The sequence below is a fragment of the Stenotrophomonas sp. YJH_SMC_120 genome, assembly GCF_059368675.1.
The window spans coordinates 13,674-31,992 of sequence record NZ_JCAFRY010000027.1 but is presented as its reverse complement, the minus strand read 5'-3'; the positions used below and the strand labels follow the sequence as shown (position 1 = coordinate 31,992).

Below are 18,319 nucleotides of genomic sequence, written 5' to 3'. Positions count from 1 at the left end.
GCACGATGTCGGCCTGGCAGCAGCGACAGCAACTGCAGCAAGCGATCGCCCGCCAGCCCGACGACTTCGTCGCCTGGGTGATGCTGGCCGACGTGGAACTGGAAGCCGGCGACATCGCTGCCGGCGAACAGGCCGCGCGACGTGCGCTGCAGCTGCGCCCGAATCACCCCGAAGCGCTGGCACGGCTGGGCCGCGTGGCGTGGATGGCCGGTGCACATGGCGATGCGGCCAAGCTGCTCGGCCAGGCCTCGGCATTGGCACCGCAGCATCCCGGCATTGCGCTGTGGCTGGGCCATGCACTGGAAGATGCCGATGATGCCGAAGGCGCGTCGGCGGCCTATCGACGCGCGCATGGGCTGATGCCGGCCGAGCCGTACATCGCCGCCCAGCGCCTGGCCTGGCAGCGTCGCCTGTGCGATTGGCAGGACCTGGACACGCTGGCGGCACAGGTGCGCGCCGCCGTTGCCAGCGGCCAGGGCGTGGTCGAGCCGTTCGCCTTCCTCAGCGAGGACGCCAGCGCTGCCGAACAGTTGGCCTGCGCGCACACCCGTGCGCTGGCCGTGGCTGCCTCGGTGCGGCCATTGCCGCCGGCAACGGTGTGCCCGCACGGCCCGCTGCGCGTCGGCTTCCTCTCCAATGGGTTCGGCGCACATCCGACCGGATTGCTGACCGTGGCGCTGTTCGAGCAGCTGCGTCGCGACCCCGCACTGCAACTGCATCTGTTCGCGCTGAACCGCGACGACGGCAGCCGCATTCGCCAGCGCCTGCAGGCAGCGGCGCAGCTGCATGATGTGGCTGGCCTGCGACACACCGATACCGCCGCACGCATCCGCGCACAGGGCATCGACCTGCTGTTCGACCTGCGCGGCTGGGGCGGTGGCGGCACGCCGGAAGTGTTGGCGATGCGCCCTGCCCCGCTGCAATTGAACTGGCTGGCCTATCCGGGCACGTCGGGGGCGCCGTGGATGGACGCGGTGGTCGGCGATGCCTTCGCCCTGCCGCCGGCACTGGAGCCGTGCTACAGCGAACGCGTGCTGCGCCTGCCACGAGCCTTCCAGCCGTCAGACAATACGCGCGTGCTGGAGCCTGCGCCGACCCGTGCGGACTGCGGCCTGCCCGCGCAGGGCGTGGTGTTCTGCTGTTTCAACAACAGCTACAAGCTCAACCCGCGCAGCATGGGCCGTGCCTTCGCAGTGCTGCAGGCAGTGCCCGGCAGCGTACTGTGGCTGCTGTCCGGACCGGGCCAGGCCGACGCCCGCCTGCGCACTGCCGCGCAGGCTGCCGGCCTGGACCCGGCGCGCCTGGTGTTCATGGCCAAGCTGCCGCATCCGCAGTACCTGGCCCGTTACCCGCTGGCCGACCTGTTCCTCGACACGCATCCGTACAACGCGCACACCACCGCGTCCGACGCACTATGGGCCGGCTGCCCGGTGCTGACCTGCCCGGGTGACACCTTCGCCGCGCGCGTGGCCGGCAGCCTCAACCACCATCTGGGAATGGCACGGATGAATGTCGCCGACGATGCGGCGTTCATCACCACCGCCAGCACGCTGGGCAACGACCCTGCAGCACTGGCGGCGTTGCGCGCTGAACTGGCACAGGCGCGCGAGCGCAGCGGGCTGTTCGACATGGGCGGGTTTGCCCGCGATCTGTCGGCGTTGGTGCAGCAGCTGGCGCGCGAACACGGCTGGCTGGGAACAACCGAACCGACTGGGTAATGTCGGCTGGGTAACGTCCATTGGATGACGTCGACTGGGTAGAGTCGACTGCTGGTCGACTGCCCTCGGCAGGAAGCCGAAAACCCCGCGCTGCGCGCGATAGTCGACTGACCGTCGACTGTACCCGGCGTCGACATCGCCTGGGCAGCCCCTGCGCTACGCTCGGGCTTCCTCCCCGCGTGGTGTGACGATGGCCAAGCTCAAGCGCAAGGACTACGACGAACTGCTGCTGCCGCTGCAGCTGGAACTGACCGCCATGGCGCGCTGGGTGCAGCACAGCGGACAGCGCCTGCTGGTGCTGTTCGAAGGCCGTGATACCGCAGGTAAAGGCGGCGCGATCCAGGCCATCAGCCAGCACCTCAACCCGCGCCAGTGCCGGGTGGTCGCGCTGCCCAAGCCCACCGACCGCGAAGCCACGCAGTGGTACTTCCAGCGCTACGCCTCGCACTTGCCCGCCGCCGGCGAGATCGTGCTGATGGACCGCAGCTGGTACAACCGCGCAGGCGTCGAACGGGTGATGGGCTACTGCAGCGAGACCGAGTACCAGAAGTTCCTGCGCCAGGCGCCAGTGTTCGAAGAGCTGCTGGTGGACGACGGCATCCTGCTGTTCAAGTACTGGCTGTGCGTGGACCAGGAGCAGCAGGAGAAGCGCTTCGCCGAGCGCCATCTCGATCCGCTGAAGGGCTGGAAGCTCTCCCCGGTGGACCTGAAATCCCGCAGCAAGTACAGCGCCTACACCGAGGCGCGCGAGGCGATGCTGCGCGCGACCCATCGCGAGGCGGCACCGTGGACACTGGTGGATTTCAACGACCAGCGGCTCGGCCGGCTGACGCTGGTGCGCAACCTGCTGGACCGGCTGCCGGACACGCGCGTGGATGCGCCGTTGCCGGAGCTGCCGAAGCTGAAGGGCAAGCTGCATCGCGAGCACTACGATGTGCTGAAGCCGATCGAGGACTTCCCGGTCGAGGATTAGGGTGGGTCGGCAGGGCCTGCGGCCCTGCACCTGCAGGGGCCAGAGCAACGGCAACAGCAACAGCAACGGCGGGCTTCCTGAGGGATGGCGGGGCGGGTCCGGGTGCGGGGGGCGCTGCAAGTACGTCCATGTAAGCTCGGTCGCCGCATCCATGCGGCTCACGCCCCCGCACCCGGACCCACCCCGCCTTCGACAGATTCTCGCGATCTGTCGTTGATCCACACCATGCGTGGATGCTCCTCATTCGATTGTCGAAATATTCGATTTGTCTGGAGAATCATCCACGCATGGCGTGGATCTACCAGACATGAGAAATCTGTCAGAGGCGGGGCGGTGTCGGAGTGCGGGGTGTCAGCCGCATGGATGCGGCTGCCAAGCCTACATGGACGTACTTGCGGCGTCCCCGCACTCCGACACCGCCCCGCCACAACACGGAAATCGCACTTTGGCTGTTGCTGTTGCCGTTGCTTGAATGTTTCGGCGGGTGCAGGGCCGCAGGCCCTGCCGCCCAACCCCATTACTTGGCAGCAGCGATCTGCTTTTCGATGTCGGCGGCCGTCACCGGGCCGAGGAAGGTGTGCGCCAGCTTGCCCTGTGGATCCAGCAGGTGCGTCAGCGGCAGGCCGCGCGGCGTGGCGAAATCGGCCGGCGGATCGAACGGGTCCACGATCACGATCGGATAGGTGACCGGATGCTTGGTCAGGAACGACTGCATTTCCGGCACTTCGATGTCCTCATAGGCCAGGCCGACCACTTCGATGTTGCTGCGCATCGCATGCAGCGCCGACAACTCCGGCATCTCCTTGCGGCACGGGGCACACCAGGTCGCCCAGAAGTTCACCACCACCCACTTGCCGCGGTGCGCGGCCAGGTCGTAGTCGCTGCCATCCACCGCCTTCATCTTCAGCGTCGGGAACTCGGCGGTGGTGCGCTCGGCCGGGGTTTCCTCGACCGGTGCCGGTGCGGTCGGCGTCGGTGCCTGCGCCGGCGGTTGGCTGCTGGCCGGCGTCGGCTCCTGGGCCGGCTTGCAGGCCGACAGTGCCAGCAGCAGGGCCAGCGGGAGCAGCAACGGGGTCTTGCGGGTCATGGCATGTCTCCAGAGTCGGTATAGATATCGCTGACCTTGCGCTTCAGGCGTTCACGCAGGGGCAGTCGCAGATCATCCAGCGCCGCCAATGCGGCACGGCCCAGGCTGTCGTCGCGATACGGCAGATGCTGCTCGGCTACCGGAATGCGCAACTGGGTACATTCGTAAAGATCGGCAAGGCTGACCTGGTCCAGGTCGCGCGAGAGCAGCCATTCGCCGCGTTCATCGCGGCGCAGCAGGCCGATCTCCTGCAGGTTGCAGGCCAGGTCCTGCAGCAGCGAATCGGTCAGCATCGGCTCCAGCCGCAGGATTTCATCGTCGGCCAGGCCCTTGCCCTTGGCACGGGCGTGGTGGAAGCGGCCGAGCAGGCGCAGCAGGCCATAGAACTCGTAGCCCTGCGGCAGGCGCAGTTCCACCGGCTGGTAGCGGAAGGCCGCCATCGACGAAGACAACGATGCGCCCAGCAGCACCGCCACCCAGCACAGGTAGATCCACAGCAGCAGGATCGGCACGAAGGCCACCGTGCCATACAGCTTCTGGTAGGACTGGAAGCTGCCCAGGTAGGCGCCGATACCCCACTTCACCAGCTCCAGGATCACCGCGGCCAGAATGGCGCCAGGCACTGCATGCCGCCACTTCACCGTGTGGTGCGGCACCACCCGGAACATCAGCGTGATGCAGACGAACTCGATCAGGATCGGCGCCAGCCGCAGTGCCAGTTCGGCCAGCCAGCGGCCCTCCTGGGTGCCGAATAGCGGCATCGCGAACACCCGCGCCGACACCGCCAGCGAAGCCGCCGCGAGCATCGCGCCCAGCGTCAGTACAGTCCAGTAGACCAGGAAGCGGGTCAGCTTGGGCCGGGTCGAGCCGACCCGCCAGATCTGGTTGAAGGTTTCTTCAACACTGTTGAGCGTGATCAGCAGCGACACCACCAGCGCGATGAAGCCGGCGGCGGTGAGCTGACCGGCACTGGCCGAGAACTGCCGCAGGTAGCCCTCGGCCGCGCGCGCGGCATTGGGCACGAAGTTGGAGAAGACGTAATCGCTGAGCTGGTCGCTCCAGCGGTCGAAGACGGGGAAGGCCGACAGCACGCCGAACACCACGATCGCCAGCGGTACCAGCGCGAACACCGTGGTGTAGGCCAGCGCCGCCGCTGCCTGGAACAGGCGGTCGTCGAGGAAGCGATGCCACAGGAAGCGGCCGAAACTGATGGCCCGTGCGCGATCCCGCGCGCGCTCCATCCACAGGTTGAGCGTATCCAAAGGTTCCATCGGTGGAAGGGTACCCGATGCGGAATGCTGGCAGGATAGCCATACTGGCGACCACACGACGAGGAGAAGCGGGCACGATGGGCGAGATTCTGGTGCTGTACTACAGCCGGGGCGGTTCGGTGGCACGGCTGGCGCGCCAGATCGCGCGGGGCATTGGCGAAGTGCCGGGCATGAGCGCGCGCCTGCGCACGGTGCCGCCAGTGGCCGCCGTGACCCAGACCGCGCAGCCGCCGGTACCCGACGACGGCGCCCCCTATGTGAGCGTGCAGGACCTGGTGGAATGCCAGGGCCTGCTGCTCGGCAGCCCGACCCGCTTCGGCAACATGGCAGCCCCGGTCAAGCACTTCCTGGATGGACTGGGCGCCGAATGGGTCAATGGCACCCTGTCCGGCAAGCCGGCCGGCGTGTTCACCTCCACCGCCTCGATGCACGGCGGGCAGGAATCGACCCTGCTGTCGATGCAGGTGCCGCTGCTGCACCATGGCTGCGTGATCGTCGGCATCCCGTTCACCGAACCGGCGTTGAGCCACACCACCAGCGGCGGCACGCCCTATGGCGCCAGCCACGTGGCCGGTGCCGCCGATGACCCGCAGCCGACCGACGACGAGGCCGTGCTGGCCCGCGCGCTGGGCCGCCGGGTGGCCGACATCGCGCAGCGGTTGGCCCGATGAGCCGCCCGCCGCGCACGGTCCTGCTGCTGGCCCTGATGGGGCTGGCCGCGCTGTTCGCCGGCTGGTTCATCAATGACAAGCACTGGCTGGCCACCCAGCTGGTGTTCACCGCGCCGCCGCTGGCGCTGGCCTTTGCGCTGCGCCTGGGCTGGCGCAAGGCCGGGTTCTGGGCCTCGGTGCTGGCGCTGGGCTGGTTCAGCCACGGCGTGATGAGCGCCTGGAGCCACCCGGAGACGCGCTGGCTGGCGCTGATCGAAATCGCCCTGGCCTTGCTGGTGATCTTCAGCGCCAGCCTGCCGGGGCTGCGCGCCCGCTTCGGCAAGCGACGCTGACGCTGCGCCCGCCGGGCCGTATCATCTGTGTCCCTGGCCCCGCGCCGCTGTACCTGTCCTGGTTTCGCGCATGCACATGATGGAAGAGCTCCTGGTCGTCACCACCGGTGGCACGATCGACAAGATCTACTTCGACGACAAGTCGGACTACCAGATCGGCGACCCCCAGATCGGCATGATCCTGCGCGAGCTGGGCGTGACGTTCCGCTTCAACGTGATTCCGATCCTGCGCAAGGATTCGCTGCACATCAACGATGAAGACCGCGAACTGATCCGCGCCACCATCGCCGCGCAGCCGACCCGCCACGTGCTGGTGACCCACGGCACCGACTCGATGGTGCAGACCGGCAAGGTGCTGGCGACGATCCCGGACAAGACCATCGTGATGACCGGCGCGCTCAGCCCGGCGCGGTTCCGTGGGTCGGATGCGGAGTTCAACATCGGCTGCGCGATCGGTGCGGTGCAGTCGCTGCCGAGCGGCGTATACATCGCCATGAACGGTCGTATCTTCGATCCGCAGCACGTGCGCAAGAACGTGGCCGCGAACCGCTTCGAGTCGGTCTGAGGAACAGCGTGCCGACCAAGGTCGGCACCCACCAAAGCGCTGCCCCTGCAAAGCCGGCACCTGCCCAAAGAGAAAACGCCCCGGCCTGAGCCGGGGCGTGCCCATGGAGAGGGGCTTGGGCTCAGTACTGGGCGTTGAGGGTCAGGCCCGAGAAGGTGCTGTAGGCCTTCACCCGCACATACCAGGTGCCAGCGGCAGGACTGTTGATGGTGCAGGTCTCGCTGTTGCCGCTCAGGTACGGACGGCAGGTGTAGGTGGTATCGGTCGGGGCACTGCCCTGGCGCACATACAGGTCGGCATCACCGCTGCCGCCACTGATCGCGACGCGCAGCTGGGTGCTGCCGGCCGGAACCGCGACGGTGTAGTTCAGCTCGGCACCGGTCGCAGCGCCCAGGCCGGTCACCGGCACGTTGTTCTGCAGCACGTTGCCACCCGGGTTCGGGTTGCCGCCACCGTTGATCGCCGCGGCCACGGCGGCATTGGCGTCGATGATGCCGGCGCCGCAACCACCCGAGCAGGCGCCCGGCAGCGGACGTGCCGTGCTCTTGATGATGCTCTCGACCTGCGCCGGGCTCAGCGGGCTCGGAGCGACCGACTGCATCAGCGCGACCACGCCGGCCACGTGCGGCGCCGCCATCGAGGTGCCGTTGTACGACGCGTAGGTCGCGCTGCCCGGCGTGGTGGTGCCGGTGTTGAGGGTGGACAGGATGCTCTGGCCCGGTGCCGAGATGTCGATGCCGGTACCGTAGTTGGAGAAGCTGGCACGTGCACCGGCCGAGGTGGTCGCCGCCACCGCGATCACGTTCGGGCAGTTGGCCGGCACCGACGAGGACACGTTGGTGTTGCTGTTGCCGGCGGCGACCACCACGGTGGTGCCACGGCCGACCGCGCCGTTGATCGCGTTCTGGTAGGTGGTCGAGCAGCTGCCACCGCCGCCCAGCGAGAGGTTGATGACTTCGGCCGGATTGGCGTTGGCCGGTACGCCGCTGACGGTGCCACCGGACGCCCACACGATCGCATCGGCGATGTCGGAGGTGTAGCCGCCGCACTTGCCGAGCACGCGCACCGGCACGACCTTGGCATTGAACGCGGTACCTGCCACGCCGGTACTGTTGTTGGTCACTGCCGCCACGGTGCCGGCAACGTGGGTGCCGTGCCAGCTGGAGTTGGAGGCCGGGATGCCCGAGCCACACTCGTTGGCGCCGTACCAGTCGCCTTCGTCGTTCGGATTGTTGTCGCGGCCGCCGCCATCACGCGCCATCGCGGCGTCGCTGATGAAGTCATAGCCCGGCAGGATGTTGGCGTTGAGATCGGCATGGTTGGTGATGCCGGTATCGATCACGGCCACCACCACGCCGGTGCCGGTGGCCTTGTCCCAGGCCGGCCGGATGTTGATGCCGGCATTTGAGGTGCCGAAGCCCCATTGCTCGCTGAAGCGGGTGTCGTTCGGGGTCAGCGTCGCGCGCATGATCTGGTCGACTTCGACGTATTCCACGTTCGGGTCGGCGGCCAGCTTGCGCATCAGCAGTTCGGATTCGGCCTGGTCGAGCGGACGGTCGGTCTTGACCAGGGTCGGGCCGACGGCCAGCTTGCGGACCTGCTGCAGGCCCAGCGCGCGGCCTTGGCTGCTGGCCAGGCCGGCGGCGGCCGTCTTCAGCGACGAAGCCAGCGCAGTAGTGTTGGCCACGGCGGCGCTGCCGTCGCGGTACTTGACGATGAAGCGCTGGTGCGTCGGCGCGGACTGCAGGCCGCTGAGCTGGACATCACCGGCCAGCGCAGGCGTGGCCAGCAGCAGCGATGACAGAACGGACGCACCAAGGACCACCCACACTCGACGCACACGCGGTTGCGTTACCTGGGACATCGTATTTCCCTTTCTTGTGGTGTGAATGCCGGAATCGGCAGAAGCACCGGCCCGAACCCTGGGCTGGCTTGCATTGGCGAGGTTCGAAGTCCGGTGAGTCAGCGGATCCCCCTAACGATCCGCCGTGCACATGACGCTAATGGCCGAAACCGGACACCACAAGATTTTCAGCGTCTTTTCAGCAAGATGAAATGTTCGTTCTGAGACTTTTCGGGTCGAGGGTTTGTGAAGGTGAAGGAACTTTCTCGTGTCCTGCACAGACCTGACTGGGCCGTCACGTGTCCCGGAATGACTATGCCGACATCGGCGTTCGCTGATTCGGGGTCAGATCCCTTTTCCCATGGAAAAGGGATCTGACCCCAGGCCGATAACGCAGAAAGCCCGTCACGGGGGACGGGCTTTCCGGAAGCGCAGTCGAGCGTGGCTAGACGCTACAGTTCAGCGTGGGCGATCAGCCCAGCTTGACCAGCCAGTTGTGGCGGTCCGGCAAGCGGCCGTACTGGATGTCGGTCAGTTCCTTGCGCAGCGACATGGTCACTTCGCCGGCCGGGGCGTTGATGTCGCCCACCGAGAAGCCCTCGCCCTTCAGCTGGCCGATCGGGGTGACCACCGCGGCGGTGCCGCAGGCGAACACTTCGGCGATCTCGCCGGAGGCCACGCCCTGCTTCCACTCGTCGATGCTGACCTTGCGCTCTTCGACCTTCATGCCGCGGTCGCGGGCCAGCTGCAGGATGCTCTCGCGGGTGATGCCCTCGAGGATGCTGCCCGACAGTTCCGGGGTCACCAGCGTGCCGTCCTTGTAGACCAGGAACACGTTCATGCCACCCAGTTCTTCCAGGTACTTGCCTTCGACCGGGTCGAGGAACAGCACCTGCGAGCAGCCCTGCGCCTGCGCCTTCTGCTGCGGCAGCAGCGACGCCGCATAGTTGCCACCGCACTTGGCGGCACCGGTGCCGCCCTTGGCCGCACGCGCGTATTCGGTGGACAGCCAGATCGACACCGGGGCAACGCCCTTGGCGAAGTACGGGCCGGCCGGGCTGGCGATGACGTAGTAGCCGGCCTTGTGCGCGCCGCGCACGCCGAGGAAGGCTTCGTCGCCGATCATGAACGGACGGAAGTACAGGCTGGACTCATCGGCCGACGGCACCCAGTCACTGTCGACCGCGATCAGCTGCTTCAGCGATTCGACGAAGATCTCCACCGGCAGTTCCGGCAGCGCCAGGCGCTGCGCCGAACGCTGCAGGCGACGGCCGTTGGCATCCGGACGGAAAGTCCAGATCGAGCCATCGGCATGGCGGTAGGCCTTGATGCCTTCGAAGATTTCCTGGCCGTAGTGCAGCACCGCCGCGGCCGGATCCAGCTGCAACGGGCCGTAGGCACGCACGTTGGCGTTGTGCCAGCCGGCATCCTTGTCCCAGCGCACTTCCACCATGTGATCGGTGAAGTGCAGGCCGAAGCCCGGCTTCTCCAGGATCTTGGCGCGCTCTTCAGCGCTGCGCGGGTGGTCCGAACGGGTAACGGCGAAGCTGGGGATGGACTGGGACACCGGAGGATTCCTGTTCTGGTTGCGGGTAGTGCCGGGCCCGCGTCACTGCGGGCCCTGGGTCAAAGCATGCCGGTCTCGAGCCGGGCCGCCTCGGACATCATGTGCTGGTTCCACGGCGGGTCGAACACCAGGTCGACGTCGGCCTCGGCCACCGTCGGGATCATTTCAAGCTTGCTGCGCACGTCGTCGACCAGGATGTCGCCCATCCCACAGCCCGGTGCGGTCAGGGTCATCTTCACGTCGATCTCGCGCTGGCCTTCGTCCAGGTGCTTGATCTCGACCTCGTAGACCAGGCCCAGTTCGACGATGTTCACCGGAATTTCCGGGTCGAAGCAGGTGCGCAGCTGCTGCCACACCAGCTGTTCCACCTGTTCATCAGTGGCGTCGGCCGGCAGTTCCAGCGGTGCCGGTGCCTCCTTGCCGATGGCGTCGCCGTCCTTGCCGGCGATGCGGAACAGGTTGCCCTCGACGAACACCGAATAACTGCCGCCCAGCGCCTGGGTGATGTACCCATAGCTGCCGGCGGGCAGGGTCACGGTATCGCCCTGCGGGACCATCACGGCCTCGCAATCGCGCTCGAAGTGGACAGGTTCGCTGCTACGGGAATACATGGGGACCGATATGGGGCCGTGGCCGGGGCCACGCAAGACGGCATTCTAGCCCAGCCGCTCCGGCACCGCCGGTGCACCGCCGCAAACCACAGTATCCTGTGGGTGATCTTCAGGGAGCTTCGATGTCCTCCAATGCCGCGCGTGCCAGGACCGTGACCTGGCTCTGGCCCATCATGCTGCTGCTGGGCCTGGTTGTTGCTCCCCTTGCCTGGATGGTGCTGGCGCTGATGACCGGCCGGCAGGTCGGCTGGATGGCGGTACTGACCGCCCTGGAACTGGTGTTCATGCTGCGCATGGGTACGCTCGGCCCGGGCCGGCTGCGCATCGTGCTGGTCGTGGTGGGCACCCTGCTGGTGGCCGCCGTGGCCAACTGGACCATCGCCAGCGCCTGGATGGGCGGCTCGATCGGGCTGGACCTGTGGGACGCCACGATGCGGATGGGCCCGCGCCTGGCCTGGACCCTGATCACCCTGGCCAATGGCGCGGTGGAGTGGCTGTGGCTGGCCGTGGCCGTGGCCGTAGGCGCCTGGCTGGCGCGCTGAGCGCGCCGGTTGCCACGCCCGCCGGGGACATGCAGGTAGATCCACGGATGCGTGGATGGGATGGTAGTGCCGGCCGCTGGCCGGCAAAGGGGTCAAAGCCCATTCCTGCGGAAAGGGATCCGCCCCCGGTCCTCAATGCCCGCCGTCGAGCGCCTTCAACTCGCTGACCAGCGAGGCTGCCGCTTCGGCACCGTCGCCATACAGCATGCGGGTGTTGTCGGCGTAGAACAGCGCATTCTCGATGCCCGCGAAGCCCGTGCCCTTGCCGCGCTTGATCACCACCACGTTGCGCGCATTGACCACGTCCAGCACAGGCATGCCGTAGATCGGGCTGGCCGGATCGGTTCGTGCGACCGGATTGACCACGTCGTTGGCGCCGATCACCAGCACCACGTCGGTGTTGGCGAACTCCGGGTTGATGTCGTCCATGTCCGCGATCAGGTCGTAGGGCACGCCCGCTTCGGCCAGCAGCACGTTCATGTGCCCCGGCATGCGCCCCGCCACCGGGTGGATCGCGAACTTCACCTTGACCCCGCGCTGGCCCAGCCGCTGCGCCAGTTCCCATATCTTGTGCTGCGCCTGCGCCACGGCCATGCCGTAGCCGGGCACGATCACCACGCGCTCGGCGAAGGCCATCATCGCGGCGACGTCAGCCGCTTCGATCGGCTTCTGCGAGCCGCTGATCGCCTGCGCTTCGCCACCAGCACCACCGCCGAAGTTGGAGAACAGCACGTTGCGGATCGGCCGGTTCATCGCCTTGGCCATCAGCCGGGTCAGCAGGATGCCCGCCGCGCCGACCATCATGCCGGCGATGATCAATGCTTCGTTGCCCAGCACGTAACCTTCGAACGACACCGCCAGGCCGGTGAACGCGTTGTACAGCGAGATCACCACCGGCATGTCGGCGCCACCGATCGGCAGCGTCATCAGCACGCCCAGCGCCAGCGCAAGTACGAAGAAGGCAACGATCGCCCAAGTGCTGAGCGTGCTAGCGGCGATGATCGCCAGTACCACCACCGCCAGCGCCACGAGCAGGTTCATCACCTGCTGGCCCGGCCAGGTCACGCGCTTGTCCAGGCGTCCATCCAGCTTGGCCCAGGCGATCACCGAGCCGGACAGCGACACCGCGCCGATCGCTGCGCCGACCACCGCCAGCAGCAGCACCGTGCCCGAAGGCTGGCGCGCGGCCAGATCGGCCAGCGCCTGTGCGCTCCAGTGGCTGGTATCGCGGTTGGCAAGGAAGGCGTAGCGCAGCAGCTCCACCGCGCCGATCGCCGCCGCCGATCCACCGCCCATGCCGTTGTACAGCGCCACCATCTGCGGCATGTCGGTGATGGCAACCTTGCCGGCCGACCACCAGGCCAGGCCCGCGCCGAGCAGCAGCGCCACCAGGATCAGCGGCACGTTGTGCAGTTCGGGAAGCAAGAAAGTGGCCGCCGTGGCCAGCAGCATGCCCAGCCCGGCCCAGCGGATGCCGCTGCGCGCGGTCAGTGGCGAGGCCATGCGCTGCAGGCCCAGCAGGAACAGCGTGGCGGCGACGAGGTAGCTGGCCTTGACCAGCCAGTCGAGCAGTTCGACGGTGCTGATGTTCAAGCCTGCGGCTCCTTCGGCTCGTCCTTGCCGGCCTTGGGCGCGCTCGGCTTGAACATTTCCAGCATGCGCGCGGTGACCACGTAGCCACCGGCGGCATTGCCGGCACCCAGCACCACGGCGAGGAAGCCCAGGGCCTTCTCCAACGGTGTCTGTGCGTGCCCCAGCACCACCATCGCGCCGATCAGCACGATGCCGTGGATGAAATTGGAGCCCGACATCAGCGGGGTATGCAGGATTACCGGCACCCGCGAAATGATCACGTGGCCGGCGATGGCGGCCAGCATGAAGATGTACAGCGCTACGAACCCGTCACTCACTGGCAACGCTCCCGCTCTGTCTTCGTCGGCCCATCATAACCATGGGCTGAACCCGGCGTGCACCCGGCGTCAACCGAAGCGGCGCTCACGCGTTGTCGATGGTGACCCCGAGCGAGGAACCGTACCCTGTGCTGGTGAGCAGCCCCGTCCCCCCGAGCGCCGAGACCGATGCCCTGCCGGCATCGCTGGAAGCGTTCCTGGCCAGTGTTGGCCCGCGTGCGTTCCGCTTCGCCGAGGCCGGCCTGCGCCAGCGCGAAGACGCCATGGACGCGGTGCAGGACGCGCTGCTGCGCATGCTGGACTACGCCGACAAGCCGGCAGCCGAATGGGCGCCGCTGTTCTGGAGCATCCTGCGCCGGCGCGTGATCGACGTGCAGCGCCGGCGCCGCTTCCGCCTGCCGTTCTGGCGCGACAACCAGGACGCGGAAGGCGGCGAGATCGACTGGGCCGATCCCGGCCCGGACCCGGCACAGGCGCACGAACAGCGCCAGCAGTACCAGCAGCTGGTGGACGCGTTGCGCCGCCTGTCCGCCCGCCAGCGCGAGGCCTTCACCCTGCGCGTGCTGCAGGACCTGGACGGGGCCACCACCGCCCGCGCCATGGGCTGCAGCGAAGGCGCGGTAAAAACCCATCTGGCACGCGCCCGGCAGGCGCTGCAGGACTACCTGGAGATCCACCCGTGAACCGCTCCCTGCCTTCCGATGACACCCTGCGCAGCCTGCACGCGCAGTCGCTGCACGCGCTGTCGCCGGCCACACTGGCACGCCTGCGCCAGGCCCGACACGGCGCCAGCGCGACCCGGCACGGGCGCCTGCGCTGGTGGCTGGCCAGCGCCTGTTCACTGGTGGTGGCGCTGGGTATCGGCCTGCAGTTCACTGGCCATGGCACGCTGACGGGCCCCGCGCCGGCACCTGTGCTGGCCTCGGTGGAAGACAACAGCGCGCTCTACGACGAAAATCCCGATCTGTACCTGTGGCTGGGCGATACCGACCTGGCGATGGAGTGAATCATGTCCCGACTGCACACCCTGCCCCTGCTGATGACCCTGTTGCTGCTGCCGGCCCTCCCGGCGCTGGCGCAGAGCGCCGCCCCCGCCCCTGCGGCACGCCCTGCGCCGGCCACGCCGCTGCCGGCCTGGGAACAGTTGAGCGAAGCGCAGCGGGAATCGCTGCTGGCGCCACTGCGCGACCGCTGGAACAGCGCCGATGCCGGCCAGCGCCAGCGCATGCTCTCGCATGGCCAGCGCTGGCAGACGATGAGCCCGGAGGAGCGCGACAAGGCCCGCCGTGGCCTGCGCCGCTTCGAGCACATGAGCCCGGAACAGCGTGAGCAGGCCCGGGCCCTGTTCGGCCAGATGCGGGAACTGCCGCCCGCGCAGCGCGATGCACTGCGCGAGCGCTGGTCGCAGATGACGCCGGAACAACGCAAGGACTGGGTGCGCGACAACCCACCGCCGGCGAAGCCGCGCTGAAACGCCGCGGGGAACGGGGTCAGAGCCCTTTGCTGAGGCAAAGAGATCCGCCCCCTGGCAGATTCCGGGAACCAGGGTCAGATCCCTTTGCCAGAGGCAAAGGGATCTGACCCCATGTCGTTCATGCCTGCCAGCGTGTCTTCGCCAGCAGCTCGTCGTCCCAGTCGAACGCCAGCTGCCCCTCGCGCACGAACAGCGCGACGAAGTTGAGCAGGTTGCGCGCATACATCTCGCTGGCCTGGGTCGCGCCCCGGCTGGCCAAGCCCAGCGGGCCGTCGATGGTCACGCCCTGATGCTCGATGCAATGCCCCGGTTGGGTCAGTGCGCAGTTGCCGCCGCTCTCGGCAGCCAGGTCCACGATCACGCTGCCGGTGGCCATGCCTTCCACCATCGCGGCAGTCACGATCGTCGGCGCCGGTCGCCCCGGTACCGCTGCGGTGCAGATCACCACATCCACGCTGCGCAGGTGGTCGGCCAGGCGGCGCTGCTGCTCGGCACGCTCTTCATCGGTCAACGCGCGCGCGTACCCGCCTTCGCCCGCCGCGCTCACCCCCAGGTCGAGGAAGCGCGCGCCCAGCGACTGGATCTGCTCGCGGGTTTCCGGACGCACGTCGAAACCTTCCACCTGTGCACCGAGACGCCGGGCAGTGGCAATGGCCTGCAGCCCCGCCACGCCGGCACCGATCACCAGCACCTTGGCCGGACGCACGGTGCCGGCAGCGGTGGTCAACATCGGGAAGAACCGTGGTGCGCGTTCGGCGGCGATCAGCGCGGCCTTGTAACCGGCCATGCCGGCCTGCGAACTGAGCACGTCCATCGCCTGCGCACGGGTGGTGCGCGGCAGCTGCTGCAGCGGGAACAGGTGCAGGCGGTCATCGGCAGCCAGTGCCGTCAGGCCCGGATCACTGGCCGGGGTCAACAGGCCAACCACGGTGGCACCCGGCTTGAGCTGTTCAAGCACCGCCGCCGGCGGCGCCTGCACGCACAACAGGATGTCGATTTCGGCCCAGCGGCCGGCGTCGAATGCGCGGGCACCGGCATCGTCATAGGCTGCATCGGTGAAACCTGCGGCCAGACCGGCACCGGCCTCGTACCAGACGGTAATGCCGAGGGCGCCGAGCTTGCGCGCGGTTTCCGGCGTCAGCGCCACGCGCCGTTCGCCCGGCGCGGTCTCCTTGATCCCCAGCAACGCCACGGCCATGCAGGTCCCCGCTGATCGGTGAGTTTTCCCGATCCTAGCAGGCGGCTCCACTCAGTGCAGCGTGGCGCTGCCCGGGTCCAGCCGATCGATCACACCCTGCATCGCGCTGTCGAACGCACCGTCATCCACATGGGCGCGCAGACGTCCCAGCCGCACCATCACCGCCAGTTCTTCCGGCGAGGCCACGCAGAAGCGCACGCCGCGACGGTTGACGAACAGCAGTCGCGAGGAAATCGGGCTGACCCAGGACAGCTTGCCGGCCTGCACCTTGCCGTCCTTGTCGACGAAGTCCAGCCAGTTGCCGATCTCCATGCGACGGAAGCGATCGGCGTCGGCATTGTCGAAATCATCGGCATCGATCTGCCCGCCCAGCTCGACCGCCGGCGATTCGGCCACCGGCGGGGCCGGTAGTGCCACCTGCGGCAGTTCCGGCAGCGCGCGTTGCAGTTCCGGCCGCGATTCGGCAATGCCCTGCAGGGTGTCATGCAGGGCATCGATGGCGCCGGTGGCGGCGTCGCCATGCACGCCCACGCTGGCGAACACCTTGGCCAGCACCGGCTGCCAGGCCTGCAGCCACGGCTTGCCGACAATCTGGCGGCGGGCCTCGGCAACTTCCTCCAGCAGCCCGTCGCCCAGGCTCAGCGCTTCGGCCACCGATGCGCCCTCCTCGCCCTCGCGCAGCAGCGCCAGGGTCAGGTGGTGCTGCCATGGCTGGCGCAGGAATTCAGCGATGGCCGGCGGCAGGGTGGCATCACCAATGCGGCGGTCCAGCTCGGCACCGGCACGGGTACGGGCCATTTCCAGCTTTTCCTGGCCACGCTGCGTTTCGGCGGCGCGACGCTCGGCGATTTCCACGCGGCGACGATGCTGCACGAGGAACTCGCGGAATTCTTCTTCCAGGGTCAGGAAGATCGCCAGGTTCTCGTTGAACTCGGCGACCAGGCGCTCGATGATCTCCTCGACCTTGGCCATCAGCATGCGCTCGGCCTGGCTTTCGCCGGTGTTGCCTTCGCAGGCCTCGGCCAGCGAGTTGAGCAGCTTGCGCGCCGGATGGGTCTTCTGCACGAACATGCGGCGGTCGAGCATGGCGACCTTGACGAACGGCACCACCAGGCGGCCGATCAACTCGCGGGAGCGGCCTTCCAGTTCGCGCTCGTCCAGCATCACGTCGAACAGCATGCCCACCAGGTCGATCGCATCCTCGTCCTGCGGGTCCAGCCGGGTCTGGCCCGGGTCGACACCGAGACGGGTGGCGCTGGACAGCACTTCGCTCTTCAACCGCTGCGCGAGTGATTCGCCGTCCTCGCCGATCGCTGCACGCAGGGTCGCACTGGGCGTGGCCTGCAGCAGCGACAGCACCGACATCATCTCGCGCTGGCTGAGCGGACGCTGCTGGCCGATCGCCACCTGTGCGGCCGACGTCGCGTCCTCGCGCACGTGGCGGGTCTGCTGCAGCAGTTCGTGCAGCGCCTCCAGCAGCATGCCCTGCTGGCCCGCATGGGCCTCGGCGGTGCCGCTGCCTTCGGCGCCCAGGTGCTGCTGCATGTGGCCACGCCGCTCGGACCAGCGTGCGGCAAAGCGCTGCGCCCAGGCCGGCGCGGCCCGCTCGTCATCACCGAATTCGCCGTCCAGGCCCGAGCCCGGGCGCTGCTCCACCAGGTCATCCAGGCCCGAGGCCATGCGCGGGTCGGGCGCGGCCGACGGTGGACGCCGCGGCGCCCCCATCTGCGACATCACCCCGGCCGCGGCCAGTTGCTCGTCCAGCTTCTCGTAGATGCGACCCACCGGCGCGCGCAGGTCACGCTCGCACAGCTTGATCAGCACCAGGTGCACTTCCGGGGCCAGTTCACAGCCGGCAAAGGCTTCGTGGATGGCCACGCCCAGGTGTTCGGGGCTGATGGGATTATGGTCGGCATCCAGTTCGGCGCCACCGACCAGACGGCCCAGGCGACGGTCGAGCCGCGCCAGCACCGGCTTGAAGTCACGCAGCAGCACCGTAGCGAAATTGCGCACCGCCAGCCGCGACTCCAGCACGTGCTCGGCCAGCAGGCTCAGGCCATCCTCGGCTGGGCCGGACAGCGTCGATTCGGCCGACATGGGCTCACCACTGGCCAGCGCATCCCAAGCCCGCTGCAGGTGGCCAGAGAAGGCACCGGCAATGTCCTCGCGGCGGCGGCGCAGTTCGCGCATCGCATCCAGGAACAGCAGCTGCGACGAACCGGCATTGCCGGCCCGGTCGAACAGGGCATCGTCGAAGCGCGCCAGTGCCGCGCCAAAGGCCTGGCACAGCGCGGGCAGGACCATGTCCCGGGCACGCTGGAGCTGGGCCGGGTCACGGCCCGGCGATCCCATCGGTGTGGGCGCGCTCATCATTCGGGAAGGCTCCCCACCTTCTCTGGTACGACAGACAACGTGGACATCGCGACAACCGGCACACCCCATGTACCGGTACGTCGATGGTAGGCCGGCCAGCCCGTCACGGACAGTGAAACAGTCCTCACTTCAAACCTCATGACCGGCGGCCCGGCAAGGTAGATATCGTAAGCCGTGCAAGGCC

The 18,319-nt window shown here is 67.9% G+C and carries 18 protein-coding genes; 9 read left to right on the top strand and 9 right to left on the bottom strand.

The annotated features are described in order from the left end of the window. Nucleotides 1–5: 5 nt before the first annotated feature. Nucleotides 6–1,718, top strand: a complete 1,713-nt coding sequence (locus AC5P60_RS20050) for an O-linked N-acetylglucosamine transferase, SPINDLY family protein (protein ID WP_049430277.1) — start codon at nucleotides 6–8, stop codon at nucleotides 1,716–1,718. 190 nt (nucleotides 1,719–1,908) lie between these two features. Then, on the top strand, nucleotides 1,909–2,691 hold the full coding sequence (ppk2, locus tag AC5P60_RS20045) for a polyphosphate kinase 2 (RefSeq protein WP_049404320.1): 783 nt from the start codon (nucleotides 1,909–1,911) through the stop codon (nucleotides 2,689–2,691). A gap of 517 nt (nucleotides 2,692–3,208) precedes the next feature. On the opposite strand, the gene AC5P60_RS20040 is transcribed toward ppk2, so the two are convergent. Both AC5P60_RS20040 and AC5P60_RS20035 read right to left on the bottom strand, forming a co-directional pair. Next, entirely contained in the window at nucleotides 3,209–3,778 is a 570-nt protein-coding gene (locus AC5P60_RS20040) for a TlpA family protein disulfide reductase (RefSeq protein ID WP_005408183.1), read from the bottom strand. Beyond that, nucleotides 3,775–5,049: a YihY family inner membrane protein gene (locus AC5P60_RS20035; protein ID WP_005408182.1), complete on the bottom strand. Its 1,275-nt coding sequence runs from the start codon at nucleotides 5,047–5,049 to the stop codon at nucleotides 3,775–3,777. Before AC5P60_RS20035 ends, AC5P60_RS20040 begins: the two co-directional genes overlap by 4 nt. 77 nt (nucleotides 5,050–5,126) lie before the next feature. Between AC5P60_RS20035 and wrbA the strand changes: the two genes are divergently transcribed. The 3 genes from wrbA (at nucleotide 5,127) to AC5P60_RS20020 (ending at nucleotide 6,617) form a co-directional block, all read left to right on the top strand. Continuing rightward, nucleotides 5,127–5,720, top strand: a complete 594-nt coding sequence (gene wrbA / locus AC5P60_RS20030; protein WP_005408181.1) for an NAD(P)H:quinone oxidoreductase — start codon at nucleotides 5,127–5,129, stop codon at nucleotides 5,718–5,720. Then, complete coding sequence (locus AC5P60_RS20025) at nucleotides 5,717–6,052, top strand: DUF2069 domain-containing protein (protein ID WP_005408180.1); 336 nt, start codon at nucleotides 5,717–5,719, stop codon at nucleotides 6,050–6,052. The genes wrbA and AC5P60_RS20025 overlap by 4 nt, the downstream gene beginning before the upstream one ends. Nucleotides 6,053–6,131: 79 nt before the next feature. After that, nucleotides 6,132–6,617, top strand: coding sequence for an asparaginase domain-containing protein (locus AC5P60_RS20020; RefSeq protein ID WP_010481766.1), 486 nt, complete (start codon nucleotides 6,132–6,134; stop codon nucleotides 6,615–6,617). Between the two features lie 121 nt (nucleotides 6,618–6,738). Here the strand turns inward: AC5P60_RS20020 and AC5P60_RS20015 are convergent, their stop codons facing one another. From AC5P60_RS20015 to sufT, 3 genes are all read right to left on the bottom strand, one after another. Then, on the bottom strand, nucleotides 6,739–8,481 hold the full coding sequence (locus AC5P60_RS20015) for a S8 family peptidase (RefSeq protein ID WP_005408178.1): 1,743 nt from the start codon (nucleotides 8,479–8,481) through the stop codon (nucleotides 6,739–6,741). 451 nt (nucleotides 8,482–8,932) lie between these two features. After that, the gene (locus AC5P60_RS20010) at nucleotides 8,933–10,027 is read right to left on the bottom strand and encodes a branched-chain amino acid aminotransferase (RefSeq protein WP_049431421.1); all 1,095 of its coding nucleotides are present in this window, start codon (nucleotides 10,025–10,027) and stop codon (nucleotides 8,933–8,935) included. A 59-nt stretch (nucleotides 10,028–10,086) separates the two neighbouring features. Further along, the gene (gene sufT, locus AC5P60_RS20005; protein ID WP_012479222.1) at nucleotides 10,087–10,638 is read right to left on the bottom strand and encodes a putative Fe-S cluster assembly protein SufT; all 552 of its coding nucleotides are present in this window, start codon (nucleotides 10,636–10,638) and stop codon (nucleotides 10,087–10,089) included. A 122-nt stretch (nucleotides 10,639–10,760) separates the two neighbouring features. Here sufT and AC5P60_RS20000 point away from each other — a divergent pair, with 122 nt between their 5' ends. Continuing rightward, nucleotides 10,761–11,180 carry a hypothetical protein gene (locus AC5P60_RS20000; protein WP_033834160.1) on the top strand — a complete coding sequence of 140 codons (420 nt, stop codon included), beginning with the start codon at nucleotides 10,761–10,763 and terminating at the stop codon, nucleotides 11,178–11,180. A gap of 132 nt (nucleotides 11,181–11,312) precedes the next feature. Here the strand turns inward: AC5P60_RS20000 and AC5P60_RS19995 are convergent, their stop codons facing one another. Beyond that, nucleotides 11,313–12,773 (bottom strand): NAD(P)(+) transhydrogenase (Re/Si-specific) subunit beta, encoded by a 1,461-nt coding sequence (locus tag AC5P60_RS19995; protein ID WP_005408174.1) that lies wholly within the window; start codon nucleotides 12,771–12,773, stop codon nucleotides 11,313–11,315. After that, entirely contained in the window at nucleotides 12,770–13,090 is a 321-nt protein-coding gene (locus tag AC5P60_RS19990) for an NAD(P) transhydrogenase subunit alpha part 2 (RefSeq protein WP_033834162.1), read from the bottom strand. Before AC5P60_RS19990 ends, AC5P60_RS19995 begins: the two co-directional genes overlap by 4 nt. A 98-nt stretch (nucleotides 13,091–13,188) precedes the next feature. Here AC5P60_RS19990 and AC5P60_RS19985 point away from each other — a divergent pair, with 98 nt between their 5' ends. Genes AC5P60_RS19985 through AC5P60_RS19975 form a run of 3 tightly spaced genes read left to right on the top strand, consistent with a single transcriptional unit; the run spans nucleotide 13,189 to nucleotide 14,561 of the window. Beyond that, the gene (locus AC5P60_RS19985; RefSeq protein ID WP_483693533.1) at nucleotides 13,189–13,773 is read left to right on the top strand and encodes an RNA polymerase sigma factor; all 585 of its coding nucleotides are present in this window, start codon (nucleotides 13,189–13,191) and stop codon (nucleotides 13,771–13,773) included. Next, nucleotides 13,770–14,096, top strand: a complete 327-nt coding sequence (locus AC5P60_RS19980; RefSeq protein ID WP_012479218.1) for a hypothetical protein — start codon at nucleotides 13,770–13,772, stop codon at nucleotides 14,094–14,096. Before AC5P60_RS19985 ends, AC5P60_RS19980 begins: the two co-directional genes overlap by 4 nt. Before the next feature lie 3 nt (nucleotides 14,097–14,099). Further along, the gene (locus tag AC5P60_RS19975) at nucleotides 14,100–14,561 is read left to right on the top strand and encodes a DUF3106 domain-containing protein (protein ID WP_012479217.1); all 462 of its coding nucleotides are present in this window, start codon (nucleotides 14,100–14,102) and stop codon (nucleotides 14,559–14,561) included. 121 nt (nucleotides 14,562–14,682) lie between these two features. Here AC5P60_RS19975 and AC5P60_RS19970 read toward each other — a convergent pair whose 3' ends face one another. Both AC5P60_RS19970 and pacR read right to left on the bottom strand, forming a co-directional pair. After that, the gene (locus AC5P60_RS19970) at nucleotides 14,683–15,762 is read right to left on the bottom strand and encodes an NAD(P) transhydrogenase subunit alpha (protein ID WP_483693534.1); all 1,080 of its coding nucleotides are present in this window, start codon (nucleotides 15,760–15,762) and stop codon (nucleotides 14,683–14,685) included. 51 nt (nucleotides 15,763–15,813) lie between these two features. Then, on the bottom strand, nucleotides 15,814–18,135 hold the full coding sequence (gene pacR / locus AC5P60_RS19965; RefSeq protein WP_483693535.1) for a PacR family protein: 2,322 nt from the start codon (nucleotides 18,133–18,135) through the stop codon (nucleotides 15,814–15,816). Between the last annotated feature and the right edge of the window lie 184 nt (nucleotides 18,136–18,319).

Bases quoted from the DNA above. Each gene is read 5' to 3' on its own strand.
- sufT (WP_012479222.1), bottom strand. From the start codon at position 10,638: ATGTATTCCCGTAGCAGCGAACCTGTCCACTTCGAGCGCGATTGCGAG.
- AC5P60_RS19970 (WP_483693534.1), bottom strand. From the start codon at position 15,762: ATGGCCGTGGCGTTGCTGGGGATCAAGGAGACCGCGCCGGGCGAACGG.
- AC5P60_RS20015 (WP_005408178.1), bottom strand. From the start codon at position 8,481: ATGTCCCAGGTAACGCAACCGCGTGTGCGTCGAGTGTGGGTGGTCCTT.
- wrbA (WP_005408181.1), top strand. From the start codon at position 5,127: ATGGGCGAGATTCTGGTGCTGTACTACAGCCGGGGCGGTTCGGTGGCA.
- AC5P60_RS20050 (WP_049430277.1), top strand. From the start codon at position 6: ATGTCGGCCTGGCAGCAGCGACAGCAACTGCAGCAAGCGATCGCCCGC.
- AC5P60_RS19975 (WP_012479217.1), top strand. From the start codon at position 14,100: ATGTCCCGACTGCACACCCTGCCCCTGCTGATGACCCTGTTGCTGCTG.
- AC5P60_RS20025 (WP_005408180.1), top strand. From the start codon at position 5,717: ATGAGCCGCCCGCCGCGCACGGTCCTGCTGCTGGCCCTGATGGGGCTG.
- ppk2 (WP_049404320.1), top strand. From the start codon at position 1,909: ATGGCCAAGCTCAAGCGCAAGGACTACGACGAACTGCTGCTGCCGCTG.
- AC5P60_RS19985 (WP_483693533.1), top strand. From the start codon at position 13,189: ATGGTGACCCCGAGCGAGGAACCGTACCCTGTGCTGGTGAGCAGCCCC.
- AC5P60_RS20040 (WP_005408183.1), bottom strand. From the start codon at position 3,778: ATGACCCGCAAGACCCCGTTGCTGCTCCCGCTGGCCCTGCTGCTGGCA.
- pacR (WP_483693535.1), bottom strand. From the start codon at position 18,135: ATGATGAGCGCGCCCACACCGATGGGATCGCCGGGCCGTGACCCGGCC.
- AC5P60_RS20000 (WP_033834160.1), top strand. From the start codon at position 10,761: ATGTCCTCCAATGCCGCGCGTGCCAGGACCGTGACCTGGCTCTGGCCC.
- AC5P60_RS20020 (WP_010481766.1), top strand. From the start codon at position 6,132: ATGGAAGAGCTCCTGGTCGTCACCACCGGTGGCACGATCGACAAGATC.
- AC5P60_RS20035 (WP_005408182.1), bottom strand. From the start codon at position 5,049: ATGGAACCTTTGGATACGCTCAACCTGTGGATGGAGCGCGCGCGGGAT.